Source organism: Pseudomonas delhiensis (assembly GCF_900187975.1).
In the GTDB taxonomy this organism is placed as follows: domain Bacteria; phylum Pseudomonadota; class Gammaproteobacteria; order Pseudomonadales; family Pseudomonadaceae; genus Pseudomonas; species Pseudomonas delhiensis.
In genome coordinates this window covers 60,033-73,349 of record NZ_FZPC01000026.1, presented here as the reverse complement: position 1 = coordinate 73,349, position 13,317 = coordinate 60,033, and the positions used below count along the sequence as shown (strand labels likewise).

The following is a 13,317-nucleotide window of genomic DNA, read 5'->3' as shown; positions in this document are numbered from 1 at the left end:
CGTCCATCCACCCCATTCCTGACCTGGAGACAGCATGAACAGCAACCAGAGCCTGCAACAACGGCGCATGGCCGCCATCCCGCGCGGCGTCGGCCAGATCCACCAGATCTACGCCGAGCGCGCCGAGAACGCCACCATCTGGGACGTGGAAGGCCGCGAGTACCTGGACTTCGCCGGCGGCATCGCCGTGCTCAACACCGGCCACCTGCACCCGAAGGTGATGGCCGCCGTGCAGGCGCAGATGGCCAGGCTGACCCACACCTGCTTCCACGTGTTCGGCTACGAGGGCTACGTGGCCCTGGCCGAGAAGATCAACGGCATGGTCCCCGGCGACTTCGAGAAGAAGACCCTGCTGGTGACCACCGGCGCCGAAGCGGTGGAGAACGCCATCAAGATCGCCCGCGCCGCCACCGGCCGCAGCGGCGTGATCGCCTTCACCGGCGCCTACCACGGCCGCACCCACTACACCCTGGCGCTGACCGGCAAGGTGGTGCCGTACGCCGCCGGCCTGGGGCTGATGCCCGGCGGCGTGTTCCGCGCCCAGTACCCGAACGCGCTGCATGGTGTGTCGGTGGACGACGCCATCGCCAGCATCGAGCGCATCTTCAAGAACGACGCGCAGCCGCGCGACATCGCCGCGATCATCCTCGAGCCGGTGCAGGGCGAGGGTGGCTTCAACCCGGCGCCGAAGGACTTCATGCAGCGCCTGCGCGCCCTGTGCGACGAGCACGGCATCGTGCTGATCGCCGACGAAGTGCAGACCGGCGCCGGCCGCACCGGCACCTTCTTCGCCATGGAGCAGATGGGCGTCGCCGCCGACCTGACCACCTTCGCCAAGTCCATCGCCGGCGGCTTCCCGCTGGCCGGCGTGGCCGGCAAGGCTGAGCTGATGGACGCGGTGGCCCCGGGCGGCCTGGGCGGCACCTACGCCGGCAACCCGGTCTCCTGCGCCGCCGCCCTGGCGGTGATCGAGGCCTTCGAGCAGGAGAACCTGCTGGAGCGCGCCAAGGCCGTGGGCGAGATCCTCGGCGCCGGCCTGCGCCAGATCGGCGAGCGCCACGCCAGCATCGGCGAAGTGCGCATCCTCGGCGCCATGGTCGCGGTGGAGCTGTTCGAAGCCGACGGCCAGAGCCCGGCCGCCGAGCTGACCGCCAAGATCGTCGCCAAGGCCCGCGACAAGGGCCTGGTGCTGCTGTCCTGCGGCACCTACTACAACGTCCTGCGCATCCTCGTGCCGCTGACAGTCAGCGACGCCGACCTGCAGCGCGGCCTGGGCATCATCGGCGAGTGCTTCGACGAACTGGCCTGATTGCGCTTGCGCGTGCGCCGCGGCCCCTTTCCCTGGAGGGGCCGCGCCGAAGAGAACAAAGACGGACCCCGTACCCGCCCGTGCCCACGCACGGGCGGGCCGGGCCATTTCCGCCGCTGGGACGCAGCTCTACAAGGTGAGACCATGCAACAGCTCAACAAGAACAACCTGAGCCATGGGTTGAAATCGCGGCATGTGACCATGCTGTCCATCGCCGGGGTGATCGGCGCCGGCCTCTTCGTCGGCTCCGGCCGCGCCATCGCCGAGGCGGGGCCGGCGGCCATCCTCGCGTACATGCTGGCCGGCGCCCTGGTGGTGATCGTCATGCGCATGCTGGCCGAGATGGCCGTGGCGTCGCCCGACACCGGCTCCTTCTCCACCTACGCCGACCGCGCCATCGGCAAATGGGCCGGCTACACCATCGGCTGGCTGTACTGGTGGTTCTGGGTCCTGGTGATCCCGATCGAGGCGAACATCGCCGCCACCATCATCAACAGCTGGGTGCCGCAGCTGGACATCTGGGTGCTGTCCCTGGCCATCACCCTGCTGCTCACCGTGACCAACCTGTTCAGCGTGAAGAACTACGGCGAGTTCGAGTTCTGGCTGGCGCTGGTCAAGGTGATCGCCATCGTCGGCTTCATCATCCTCGGCGCCTGCGCCATCCTCGGCCTGCTGCCCAATACCGGGGTGAGCGGCGTCTCGCGGCTGTGGGACAACGGCGGCTTCATGCCCAACGGCTTCGGCGCGGTGCTCAGCGCCATGCTGATCACCATGTTCTCGTTCCTCGGGGCGGAGGTGGTGACCATCGCCGCGGCCGAGTCCGACGCGGCCGAGAAGCAGATCTCCAGGGCCACCAACTCGGTGATCTGGCGGATCACCCTGTTCTACATCCTGTCGATCTTCATCGTCGTCGCCCTGGTGCCCTGGACCGACCCGCGCCTGGCCGCCGACGGCTCCTACGTGACCGTGCTGGAGGTGCTGGGCGTGCCCAACGCCAAGGCGCTGATCGACGTGGTGGTGCTGACCTCGGTGACCAGTTGCCTGAACTCCTCGCTCTACACCGCCTCGCGCATGCTGTTCTCGCTGAGCAGCCGTGGTGACGCGCCGGCAGTCGCGCGGGTGACCAGCCGTGCCGGTACCCCGGTGGTGGCGGTGCTGCTGTCGACCGCCGCGGCCTTCGCCACGGTGATCGCCAACTACCTGGTGCCGGCCAAGGTGTTCGGCTTCCTGATGGCCAGCTCCGGCGCCATCGCCCTGCTGGTGTACCTGGTGATCGCCATCTCGCAACTGCGCATGCGCAAGCGCATGAACGCCGAGGGCCAGGTGCCGCAGTACCGCATGTGGCTGTTCCCCTGGCTGACCTGGGGCGTGATCCTGTTCATCGTCGGCGTGCTGGCGCTGATGCTGCTGCGCCCGGACCACCGCGTGGAAGTGACCGCCACCGCGCTGCTCAGCGTGCTGATCGTCTGCTCCGGCCTGCTGATCACCCGCCGCCGTGCGCGTAGCGAGCAGGGCGCCACACGCCTGAGCGTGGCTGAGCGCTGATGGCTCTTCGTAGGAGCGAGCTTGCTCGCGAACGGCTCCTCGCTCCTACAGGTTTCCGTGAGGCACGTAGCTCAACCGGAGCGGACCTTGTCCGCGATAGCCAGCCATCCCGGCGCGATTCGCGGATGAGATCCGCTCCTACAGGTTGCCCGTATGCCGTGCCCTTGTAGGAGCGCGCCCTGCGCGCGAAATCGCGGGCAGGGCCCGCTCCTACAGGTATCTGTTAGTCCCAAATGAAAACAGGGCGCCCCGTTTTCGTTCCGTCAGGCCAGCTTCAGCAGCACCATGCCCGCCACCAGCAGGCCCAGCCCGAGCCAGCCGCGCCACACCAGGCGCTGGCCGAACAGGGCCCAGCCCATGGCCACGGTGGCGAGGATGCCGAAGCCGCCCCACACCGCGTAGGCCACCGACAGCTCGATGCCCTTCACCGCCTGGGCCAGGGCCGAGAAGGCGCCCAGCACGCAGAGGATGGAGGTGGCGCCGAGGGCGCGCCTGCGGAAGCCGTCGGAATACTTCAGCAGCAGGTTGGCGATCACCTCCAGCACTATCGCCAGGCCCAGCCAGGCGAACGGAATCCAGTTCAGGCTCGGCATGCGACGGCCTCCTCTGCGGACGGCTCGCGCTTGCCGCGGGTGCCGGACTTGACCAGCAGGATGCCGGCGATCATCACGGCCAGGCCCAGGACCTTCTCCGGGGCCAGTTGCTCGCCCAGCCAGGCGACGCTGACCAGGGTGATGAGGACGATGCCGATGCCCTCCCAGAGGGCGTAGGCCACGCCCACCGGCACGCGCTTGATGGCCAGCGACAGGAAGTAGTACGACAGGCCGACCATGGCGTACATCAGCAGGTGGCCGTACAGCGGGGCCAGGGTGGTGGTGAGCTTCATCGAGGTGGTGCCGACCACTTCGAAACCGATGGCGGCGAACAGATAGATCCAGGAACGCATGATCGAGCCCTCCCTTGGGCAAGCCGCCGCCCTCGCGAATGGACGCGGGGCCAGGCGGAAAAGTCGGAACGGGGAGGTGACGCTGGGCGAGCGGCGAGACGCGCGTGCGCATCGTCACCAAAAACGTGACTTCGGGGAGGGCGCTAGAGGTCGCCGGTCCAGTGGCGCTCGCGGGAGACCACGCGGGAAGTGAAGCGGGTTTGGATCGTATTGTTCAACATAATGAACACTATATTGCCTGAGTTTAGGATGATTGGCAAATCGATAGGCTCAGACAATGGGTTGATGGCGATCGATTCCCTTGTTTCTTGACGTGGGCCGTATGTGGGATAGCGGGTGTTCAAAGTAGCTGTGCAATATTTTGTTCATTCGCCCGGCGCCCTCGTTCCCGCCATCCCGCTGGGCAAAACCGCCAGAAAGGAGTAGCTTTCATTTGACGGTTAGTTTTTCATCATTTGAGGAGGTCGCATGTTGGCCATCAAGACGGAAGATCGTCGTCGCAGCGACTCGCCGTCCCCGGTGTTCTGGAACCTGGTGCATGGCCATGCCAGCCTCACCGAGAGCCAGCGGCTGCAGCACATCCGCCACGGCTTGAGCTGGCGCTGGGTCGAATCGGTGAGGGACACCTTCCGCATCAGCGGCCCGGGCTTCGTCGAGCTGTTCAACATTTCCCTGTCCACCTACGAGCGCAAGAAGAAGGCGGACCAGGACCTGGACGCGGTGACCTCGGAACGCCTCGACCGCCTGGCCTCGGTGGCCGTGCTGGCCGAGCAGGTGTTCGAGGACAAGGACGCCGCGACCCAGTGGCTGGGGCGCCCCAACGACGCCCTCGGCGGCCAGACGCCGCTGAGCCTCTGCGATACCGAAATAGGCGCCAACCAGGTACGCCGCGTGCTGCACGCGCTGGAGTGGGGCGGGGTCGCCTGATGCGGGCCTGGCGAGTCGCGAAAGCGACGCGGGCCACCGACCTCTCCGGCCAGGGCGCGGCCATCCTCGGCGGGCGCTGGAACGATCGCGACCTGCCCGTGGTGTACCTGGGCCTGACGCCGGCCATCTGCTGCCTGGAAACCTTCGTGCACGCCAGCGGCCGGCCGACCTTCGCGCTGAAGATCACCGCCTTCCGGCTCCCGGAAGGCGACGACCTCTACCTCAGGCCCGACCCCCGCGAATTGCCCGAAGGCTGGAACAGCCTGCCGGCGGACCGCCCGAGCATGGACTACGGCACCCGCTGGCTGCGGGCCGGCGAGCAACTCGGGCTGATAGTGCCCTCGGCCGTGCTGCCGCTGGAGTGGAACATCCTGCTCAACCCGCGGCACCCGGCGATCGCCCAGGTGAAGGTCGAGGACAGCTACGACTTCCTCTATGACGAGCGGATGTTCCAGGGGCGTGCCTGAGCCGATGGGGAAGGCGAGTCAGCCGTCGTAGTGGTAGCGGCATTGCACGATGAAGAGTTGGCCGTCTTCGAACAGATAGACCAGCCGGTGTTCGTGGGTTATGCGGCGGGACCAGAACCCGGTGAGGTTACCCTTCAGCGCTTCGGGCTTGCCGGTGCCGCTGAAGGGGGTACGCAGGCATTCGCCGATGAGCCGGTCCAGGGCTGCGGATATCTTCGGATCCTGGCCCTTCCAGTACTGGTAGTCGTCCCAGCCGTGATCGGTGAAAGCCACCGAAACCGTCTTGCGGGCGCCGGCCTTGTTACGTTTCTTCTGCGTCGTCACTGATGCTCAATTCCCTTGGCGCGCTCTTGCCGGCTCGCAACTGCTCGATGGATTCATGCAGCCGTTGTGCGTTGGCCGAGGACTGCAGCAGGTACATGGTCTCGCGCATGCCGTTGTAGTCCTCCAGCGAAAGCAGGACGACAGGTTCGCCTCTTTGCCGGGTGATGACAGTCGGCTCATGGTCGCGGCATACGTCATCCATGGCCTGTTTCAGGCTGGCTCGCGCTTGGCTGAATGTCAGAATTTGCATGGCGGGTACCTCCTGGCGAAGCCAGGGCTGATTGAATCTTCCGACGGGAAAAGAGTGCGGAGGGCGGGTCCGGTGCTGGACGAAATGATTGTACAGAACGTTGTACTTTGATCAAGCGCAGCCATTGGCGCCGCCGGTATCGCCGCGTGCTATGGCTGATCCACCAGCCCCGCCGCCAGCCGCCCAACCTCCGCCAGCACCGCATCGCGCTTTTCCGCCGAGGCCGGGCTGCCGGTGAGGTAGGCCGCCACCAGGATAGGCGCGCGGCCCGGCGGCCGGAGGATGGCCACGTCGTTGCTGGTGCCGCGCTCGCCGGTGCCGGTCTTGTCGCCGACCTTCCAGAGCGGCGGCAGGCCGGCGCGGATGCGCTTGTCGCCGGTCCTGTTGGCCGCCAGCCAGGCGTCCAGCTGGGCGCGCGAGGTGCTCTGCAGGACGTCGCCCAGCAGCAGGCGCTGCAGGGTGGCGACCATCGCCCGTGGGGTGCTGGTATCGCGCGGGTCGTCGGGGAGGGCTTCGTTGAGCGTGGGCTCGTTGCGGTCCAGGCGGCTGACCTCGTCGCCCGTGCCGCGCAGCCAGGCGGTCAGCCCGGCGGGGCCGCCCAGGCTGGCCAGCAGCAGGTTGGCGGCGCCGTTGTCGCTGAGGGTGACCGCCGCCTCGCAGAGTTCGGCGATGCTCAGGCCCGGCTTGCCGACGTGGCGTTCGCTGACCGGCGAGTAGGGCACCAGGTCGCCGCGGCCGTAGACGATGCGCCGCGCCAGCTGCTCTTCGCCACGGTCGACGCGGGCCAGCACGGCGGCGGCGAGCAGCAGCTTGAAGGTGCTGCACAGCGGGAAGCGCTCGTCCTCGCGCAGGCCGAAGCGGCGGCCGTCGCCGCTGTCGAGCACGGCCACGCCCAGGCGCCCGCCGCTGTCGCGTTCCAGTTGCTTCAGGCGCTCCACGGCCGGCACGGCGCCAGCCCGCGCGCCGCCGGGGAGCAGCCCGGCCAGCGGCGCCAGCAGTAGCGCGCGGTTGATCTGTCTTCTGTTGAACATGCTGCCTCCTGGTCGAAGGGCGACTATCGGCCAGCCGGGCAGGGCGGGGCAAGCGGCCACGCCCATCGGTTTTTCCCGGCCGCCGGCGTAGCGCTTCTACCCTCAAGGGAGGCAGGCGCCGAAGGCAGATTCTTGCAACCTTTGCTCCGGGCCGTGGCTCGAACCCGATGACTGCCGTCGCAGCGGCGCCTTCTCCCCGGCGAAGGTCGACCGCCCGCGTGCCGAACCCGCCCACGGAAAAGGGGACCACCCCATGTCCAGCAAGGCCCCGTCGTCGCTCGACGCCTACCGCCAGGTGCGGCGGCGCAGCGAAGAACTGATCGCCCCCCTCAGCGCCGAGGACGCGGTCACCCAGTCGATGCCCGACGCCAGCCCGGCCAAGTGGCACATCGCGCATACCACCTGGTTCTTCGAGACCTTCCTGCTGCAGCCGCACCTGCCCGGCTACCAGCTGTTCGACGCCCACTTCGGCTACCTGTTCAACTCCTACTACGAGGCCCTGGGCGCGCGCCAGCCCCGGCCGCAGCGGGGGATGCTGACGCGGCCGCCGCTGCAGCGGGTGCTCGACTACCGGCTGCACGTCGACGAGCACATGCACAAGCTGCTGGCCCGGGCGCCGGATGCCGGGCTGGAGGCCCTGGTGCGCCTGGGCCTGGCCCACGAGGAGCAGCACCAGGAGCTGCTGCTGATGGACATCCTCCACCTGTTCAGCCTGTCGCCGCTGGCCCCGGCCTATGGCGGGGGGCATGCGCCCTCGGCCTGCGGGCCGCAGCGCTTCCTGGCGATCCAGGGCGGGCTGCTGGGCATCGGCCATGATGGCGAGGGCTTCGCCTTCGACAACGAGGCGCCGGCGCACCGCTGTTTCCTGGCGCCGTTCGAGATCGCCGAGTCCCTGGTGAGCAACGGCCAGTGGCTGGCGTTCATCGAGGATGACGGCTATCGCCGCCCCGAGCTGTGGTTGTCCGACGGCTGGGCGAAAATCCAGGAGGAGGGCTGGCAGGCCCCGCTGTACTGGCGCAGGCAGGACGACGGCTGGCACGAATTCGGCCTGGCCGGCCTGCGCCCGCTGGACCTGCAGGCGCCAGTGCTGCACGTCAGCTACTACGAAGCCTGCGCCTACGCCAACTGGGCCGGCGCGCGCCTGCCCACGGAAATGGAATGGGAGGTGGCCGCCCGCGACGGCCGCCTGCGCCAGCTCTACGACGCCGCCTGGCAGTGGACGCAGAGCGCCTATGCGCCTTACCCCGGCTTCCGCCCCGGCGCCGGCGCGGTGGGCGAGTACAACGGCAAGTTCATGGTCAGCCAGATGGTCCTGCGCGGCGGCGCCTGCATCACCCCGGCCGGGCACTCGCGGCCCAGCTACCGCAACTTCTTCCACCCGGAAAAGCGCTGGATGTTCGCCGGCTTGCGCCTGGCCCGCGACCTGCCGGAGCAGGCCGCGCTGGACCCGCGCGCCCGCGAGCTGGCCGAGGACCTGGAGGCGGGCTTCTCGCTGACGCCGCGGCAACTGTCGCCCAAGTACTTCTACGATGCCGCCGGCTCCGAGCTGTTCGAGGCCATCTGCCGCACCCGCGAGTACTACCCCACGCGCAGCGAGACCGCCCTGCTCAAGCGCATCGCCCCGGCCCTCGCCGAGCGCGTCCCGGCCGACTGCACCCTGGTGGAGTACGGCAGCGGCGCCAGCGAGAAGACCTGCCTGCTGCTGGACGCGGCGCCGCAGATCGGCCGCTACGTGCCCATCGACATCAGCCCGGCGGCCCTGGACAAGGCCGCCGCCCGCCTGCAGCGCGACTACCCGGCGTTGCGCGTGGAGCCGCTGTGCGCCGACTTCACCCGCCTGGAAGCGCTGCCCCCGGCGCTGGCCGACGGCCCGCGGCTGGGCTTCTTCCCCGGCTCCACCATCGGCAACTTCGACCCGCAGCAGGCCCTGGCCTTCCTCCAGGGTGCCCACGAACTGCTGGGGCCGGGCGCCGGCTTCATCGTCGGGGTGGACCTGCGCAAGGACGTGGCCGTGCTGGAGGCCGCCTACAACGATGCCGAGGGCGTCACCGCGCGCTTCAACCTCAACCTGCTGAGGCGCATCAACCGCGAACTGGGCGCCGACTTCCAGCCCGACCGCTTCGACCACCTGGCCTTCTGGAACGCCGAACACGGCCGCATCGAGATGCACCTGGTCAGCCGCGTCGAGCAGCGCGTGCGCATCGCCGGCATGGAGTACCTGTTCCGCGCCGGCGAACGCCTGCACACGGAGAACTCCTACAAATACGCCATCGACGACTTCCGCGAGCTGGCCGAGCGCGGCGGCTGGCTGGTGCGCGAGCAGTGGACCAGCCCCGAGCCGGCCTTCGCGGTGTTCCGCCTGCAGGCCTAGCGCTCCAGGCCCAGGCGCTGGTGCCAGTCGGCGATGGACTCCTCGGGATAGCCGTCGAAGTACCGGTCGCGCGGGTGCTTCTCCACCTCCACCCAGGGGGCCCTGGAGTCCAGCAGCAGGTGGGTGTGTTCCGGTGGCACCGGCAAGGGGGTGTCGATGGCCGAGGCGAAGGGGTGGATCAGTTCCGGCCACTCCGGGCTGAACAGCCACAGGGCGCTGCCGCACTCGCCGCAGAAGTTGCGCTCGGCGGTACTGGTGCGGGTGCGTTGGCCCGGCTCGCGCAGCTTGGCGTGGTACACGCGCAGGTGCTTGCGCCCGCGCACCTTGAGGCTGGCGGCGGCGCCGCCCAGGTTGATGGCGTAGCCTCCGCCGCCCTGGGTCTTGCGGCAGATCGAGCAGTAGCAGCGCTGGTAGGGGTAGGGATGGGCGCTCTCCAGGCTGAAGGTCACGGCGCCGCAATGGCAGGAACCTTCCAGTCGCATGGCGAATCTCCTCTATACGGATCGGGACCCGGGCAAGGGTGGTCGATCGCCTCCCGCCGCGCCGGGCGCGACGACGGATGGTCAGGTTGCCCGGGATGTTATATGTTGGTCGTAATTCAATGATGGCGAAGCCATCCTCAGGCAGGTGAAGTCATGGCCGTACAACGCATTGTGGTAACCGGGACCGGGGTGGTCAGCCCCCTGGGGTGTGGCACCGAGACGGTCTGGCAGCGCCTGCTGCAGGGGCGCTCCGGCATCGTCCGGCTGGCCGACGAATTCGTCCGCGACCTGCCCTGCGCGGTGGGTGGCCGGGTACCGGACATCGGCGAGGACGCCGAGGCCGGCTTCGACGCCGAGCGCGCCGCGCCGGCCAAGGAGCAGAAGAAGATGCACCGCTTCATCCTCTTCGCCCTGGCCGCCGCCGAACAGGCCCTGGCCCAGGCCGGCTGGGCGCCCCGGGACGAGCGCGGGCAGACGCGCACCGCCACGCTGATCGGCTCCGGCATCGGCGGCTTCAGCGCCATCGCCGACGCCGTGCGCACCACCGACGAGCGCGGGCCGCGGCGCCTGTCGCCGTTCACCATCCCGTCGTTCCTGGTCAACCTGGCGGCTGGCCACGTGTCCATCCGCTACGGCTTCAAGGGGCCGATAGGCGCGCCGGTGACCGCCTGCGCCGCCAGCGTCCAGGCCATCGGCGACGCCGCGCGGCTGATCCGCGCCGGCGAGGCGGACATCGCCCTGTGCGGCGGCGCCGAGGCCTCCATCGACCGCGTCGCCCTGGGCGGCTTCGCCGCGGCGCGGGCGCTGTCCAGCGGCTTCAACGACCATCCGCAGCAGGCCTCGCGGCCCTTCGACCGCCAGCGCGATGGCTTCGTCATGGGCGAGGGCGCCGGGCTGCTGGTGATCGAATCGCTGGAACACGCCCTGGCCCGCGGCGCGCAGCCGCTGGCCGAGCTGGTCGGCTACGGCACCAGCGCCGACGCCTACCACCTGACCGCCGGCCCCGAGGACGGCAGCGGCGCGCGCCGGGCCATGCAACTGGCCATCGCCCAGGCCGGCATCGACCCGGCGTCGATCGGCCACCTCAATGCCCACGCCACCTCCACGCCGGTGGGCGACAAGGGCGAGCTGGCGGCCATCCGCGCGCTGTTCGGCGACACCGGCTCGGTGGCGGTGAGCGCCACCAAGTCCGCCACCGGCCACCTGCTGGGCGCGGCCGGCGGGCTGGAGGCGGTCTTCACCCTGCTGGCCCTGCGCGACCAGTTGGCCCCGGCGACCCTCAACCTGGAGGAACCGGACGAAGCCGCCGCCGGCATCGACCTGGTGCGGGGTGCGCCACGCGCGCTGCAGACGGACTATGCGCTGTCCAACGGTTTCGGCTTCGGCGGCGTCAACGCCAGCGTGCTGTTCAGGCGCTGGACCGGCGCCTGAGGCGAACGCGAGGCGCCCGGCGCTGTCGGATCGTCACTGAAACCCCTTATCATTCAGCGACATCCTCCAGGGCCGGAGCCTTCCGATGCTGTCTGCCGTAAGGCGCTACAAACTGCTGCTGTCCGAATCCCTGGCGCGGTACTTCCCGCGCACCACCGCCTACCTGCGCGAGCAGAACGAGGTCGCCCAGGCGCCGGCGTCGAAGAAGCCGCGCGCCACGGCGAGGAAGCAGGGCGGCGCCGGGGCCAAGCCCCGCGCGCCACGCAAGCCCAAGGCCGAGGGCGAGAAGGCCCCGGCGAAACCCGCGGCGCAGGGCCCCGCCGGCATCTACCCGGCGCGCGCCCTGGCGGTGCGCCCGGAGCAGGTCGAGGCGATGCGCGAGCGGGTGCGCCAGGCGGTCAGCGCCGGCGTGATCAGCCCGCCGTCGGACGAGCAGTGGGCGATGATCCTCTGCCGCCAGCCGCTGGCGCGCATCTTCGCCGGCGCCGGCTCCGGCAAGTCGACCACCCTGGTGCTGCGCCTGGTGTTCATGCTCTGCCACCTGGGCATCGAGGCGGACAAGGTCACGGTGATCTCCTTCACCAACGCTTCCTGCGCGCAGCTGCGCGAACAACTGGTGCGCGTCCTGGCCTTCTGGCAGTACCCCTTCGACATGACCCGCGCCCGCGAATGCGTGCGCACCTTCCATTCGGCCATGGGCGTGCAGGCCCGCGAACTGCTGGGCAAGCAGCGCTGGTTCGAGCAACTGGAGGAGAGGAACCCCGACGAGCCGGACAACCCCCTCACCGGCGGCCGCCTGCGCCCGGCGCAGCAGCGCCTGCTGCTGGAGGCCTACGAGGAATGCTACGCGGTGAATGGCGCCTTCCGCGCCAAGGTGCACCGCCTGCTGGGCCTGGAGAAGCCGGAGGAAGTGCCGGGCCCCGCGCCGGTCCAGCCGTTCCGCCTGCCCGGCGAGTTCGTCGAGGCGCCGCTGGTGGAGGTCTTCCACACCCAGGCCGGCTTCATGGAAAGCCTCGGCCTGCGCCCGCAGGACCTGAAGGTGGCCGAGCTGGACTGCTCGACGCGCGAGAAGATCTTCCTCGAGGCCCTGGCCATCTACTGGAGCTTCTTCCTGGCCCTGCTCAAGCGCCAGCGCCTGACCACCTTCAACGCCGCCTTCCAGCAGCTCACCCAGCGCTTCGCCGAAGGCGAGGCGAAGCTGGAAGCGGCCGAGCCGATGACGCACCTGCTGATCGACGAATTCCAGGACATCTCGCCGCAGATCGTCCTCTGGCTGCAGGCCCTGCACCGCTTCCTGGCGCGCAGCGGCAAGGCGCCGAGCCTGATGGCCATCGGCGACGACTGGCAGTCGATCTACGGCTGGCGCGGCAGCTCGCCGGAGCTGTTCATGGACTTCGACAGGCACTTCCCCAGCAAGGGCCGCAACCGCCAGAGCACGGTGCTGCTGCTGGAAACCAACTACCGCAGCATCGAACCGGTGATCCGCGACGCCGAGGCGGTGCTGGCCGAGGTGAACTTCAAGCAGGCCAAGACCTGCCGCGCCTTCAAGCCGATGCAGCCGGGCGACCACGGCGTGCGCGTGGAAACCCGCTTCGACCTGGCCCGCGACCTGCCCAGGCTGGTGGCGGACATTCGCGCCCAGTGCGAACACGTGGCCCAGCGCGGCAGCCGCGAGAGCACCGCGGTGATGCTGCTGAGCCGGCGCAACGAGCCGCTGCAGCAGATCCAGGCGCAACTCGACGCCAAGCTGCCGGTGAAGGCCATGAGCATCCACCGCGCCAAGGGCCTGCAGGCGGAGGTGGCGATCATCGTCGACGACTGCGCGCCACCCGAGCGCCATCCGCTGCGCAACGTGCTGTATGCCCACAGCGGGTTCTTCCGCAACAGCTACGACCAGGCGATGCAGGACGAGAGCCTGCGCCTGGCCTACGTGGCGGTTACCCGCGGGGTGAGCCGGGTGTTCTGGTATTCGCGCAAGGCGCAGGGGGCGGCGGCGCTGTTGGCGAGGAAGGGGTAAAGGTTCTTTACGTGGGCCTGCTCCACCGCGGGGAGGCGGCGTGACCGTAGGGCGAATAACCGTTCGCGGTTATCCGCCGGTGCCTGGGCACGATGGCGGATAACGCCGTAGGCGTTATGCGCCCTACAAGGCTCGAGGGGGCGCCTGGCTCTTGTTGGCGAATGGTGTTACCCGGGGGTAACAGTGCTTCGGGTTTACTCTGCTCCCTCTCCCTAAC

13 protein-coding genes are annotated in these 13,317 nt (G+C 69.2%); 7 read left to right on the top strand and 6 right to left on the bottom strand.

All coding sequences use genetic code 11. The features are described 5' to 3' along the window. Positions 1–34: 34 nt before the first annotated feature. Positions 35–1,309, top strand: coding sequence for a 4-aminobutyrate--2-oxoglutarate transaminase (gabT, locus tag CHC02_RS22455; protein WP_089393623.1), 1,275 nt, complete (start codon positions 35–37; stop codon positions 1,307–1,309). 144 nt (positions 1,310–1,453) lie between these two features. Next, complete coding sequence (gene gabP / locus CHC02_RS22450; RefSeq protein WP_089393622.1) at positions 1,454–2,854, top strand: GABA permease; 1,401 nt, start codon at positions 1,454–1,456, stop codon at positions 2,852–2,854. Between the two features lie 263 nt (positions 2,855–3,117). Here gabP and mdtI read toward each other — a convergent pair whose 3' ends face one another. Together mdtI and CHC02_RS22440 are read right to left on the bottom strand one after the other, a co-directional pair. After that, a complete protein-coding gene (mdtI, locus tag CHC02_RS22445; RefSeq protein ID WP_089393621.1) occupies positions 3,118–3,447 on the bottom strand; it encodes a multidrug/spermidine efflux SMR transporter subunit MdtI in 330 nt (109 codons plus the stop codon). Continuing rightward, on the bottom strand, positions 3,435–3,800 hold the full coding sequence (locus tag CHC02_RS22440; protein WP_089393620.1) for a multidrug/spermidine efflux SMR transporter subunit MdtJ: 366 nt from the start codon (positions 3,798–3,800) through the stop codon (positions 3,435–3,437). Before CHC02_RS22440 ends, mdtI begins: the two co-directional genes overlap by 13 nt. Before the next feature lie 468 nt (positions 3,801–4,268). Between CHC02_RS22440 and parS the strand changes: the two genes are divergently transcribed. Together parS and CHC02_RS22430 are read left to right on the top strand one after the other, a co-directional pair. After that, a complete protein-coding gene (gene parS / locus CHC02_RS22435; protein ID WP_089393619.1) occupies positions 4,269–4,727 on the top strand; it encodes a type II RES/Xre toxin-antitoxin system antitoxin in 459 nt (152 codons plus the stop codon). Next, positions 4,727–5,194 carry an RES family NAD+ phosphorylase gene (locus tag CHC02_RS22430; protein WP_089393618.1) on the top strand — a complete coding sequence of 156 codons (468 nt, stop codon included), beginning with the start codon at positions 4,727–4,729 and terminating at the stop codon, positions 5,192–5,194. The genes parS and CHC02_RS22430 overlap by 1 nt, the downstream gene beginning before the upstream one ends. 18 nt (positions 5,195–5,212) lie before the next feature. Here the strand turns inward: CHC02_RS22430 and CHC02_RS22425 are convergent, their stop codons facing one another. From CHC02_RS22425 to bla, 3 genes are all read right to left on the bottom strand, one after another. Next, positions 5,213–5,518: a Txe/YoeB family addiction module toxin gene (locus tag CHC02_RS22425; protein WP_244160949.1), complete on the bottom strand. Its 306-nt coding sequence runs from the start codon at positions 5,516–5,518 to the stop codon at positions 5,213–5,215. Then, the gene (locus CHC02_RS22420; protein ID WP_089393616.1) at positions 5,496–5,768 is read right to left on the bottom strand and encodes a type II toxin-antitoxin system Phd/YefM family antitoxin; all 273 of its coding nucleotides are present in this window, start codon (positions 5,766–5,768) and stop codon (positions 5,496–5,498) included. The genes CHC02_RS22425 and CHC02_RS22420 overlap by 23 nt, the downstream gene beginning before the upstream one ends. A gap of 149 nt (positions 5,769–5,917) precedes the next feature. Further along, positions 5,918–6,799 (bottom strand): class A beta-lactamase, encoded by an 882-nt coding sequence (bla, locus tag CHC02_RS22415; protein WP_089393615.1) that lies wholly within the window; start codon positions 6,797–6,799, stop codon positions 5,918–5,920. 253 nt (positions 6,800–7,052) lie between these two features. On the opposite strand from bla, the gene egtB reads away from it, so the two are divergent. Then, positions 7,053–9,170: an ergothioneine biosynthesis protein EgtB gene (egtB, locus tag CHC02_RS22410; protein ID WP_089393614.1), complete on the top strand. Its 2,118-nt coding sequence runs from the start codon at positions 7,053–7,055 to the stop codon at positions 9,168–9,170. Here egtB and CHC02_RS22405 read toward each other — a convergent pair. Next, a complete protein-coding gene (locus CHC02_RS22405) occupies positions 9,167–9,652 on the bottom strand; it encodes a GFA family protein (RefSeq protein ID WP_089393613.1) in 486 nt (161 codons plus the stop codon). The genes egtB and CHC02_RS22405 overlap by 4 nt on opposite strands. A gap of 153 nt (positions 9,653–9,805) precedes the next feature. On the opposite strand from CHC02_RS22405, the gene fabF reads away from it, so the two are divergent. Both fabF and CHC02_RS22395 read left to right on the top strand, forming a co-directional pair. After that, positions 9,806–11,083, top strand: coding sequence for a beta-ketoacyl-ACP synthase II (gene fabF / locus CHC02_RS22400; RefSeq protein ID WP_089393612.1), 1,278 nt, complete (start codon positions 9,806–9,808; stop codon positions 11,081–11,083). A gap of 85 nt (positions 11,084–11,168) precedes the next feature. Continuing rightward, positions 11,169–13,100 carry a DEAD/DEAH box helicase gene (locus CHC02_RS22395; protein WP_089393611.1) on the top strand — a complete coding sequence of 644 codons (1,932 nt, stop codon included), beginning with the start codon at positions 11,169–11,171 and terminating at the stop codon, positions 13,098–13,100. Positions 13,101–13,317: the final 217 nt, after the last annotated feature.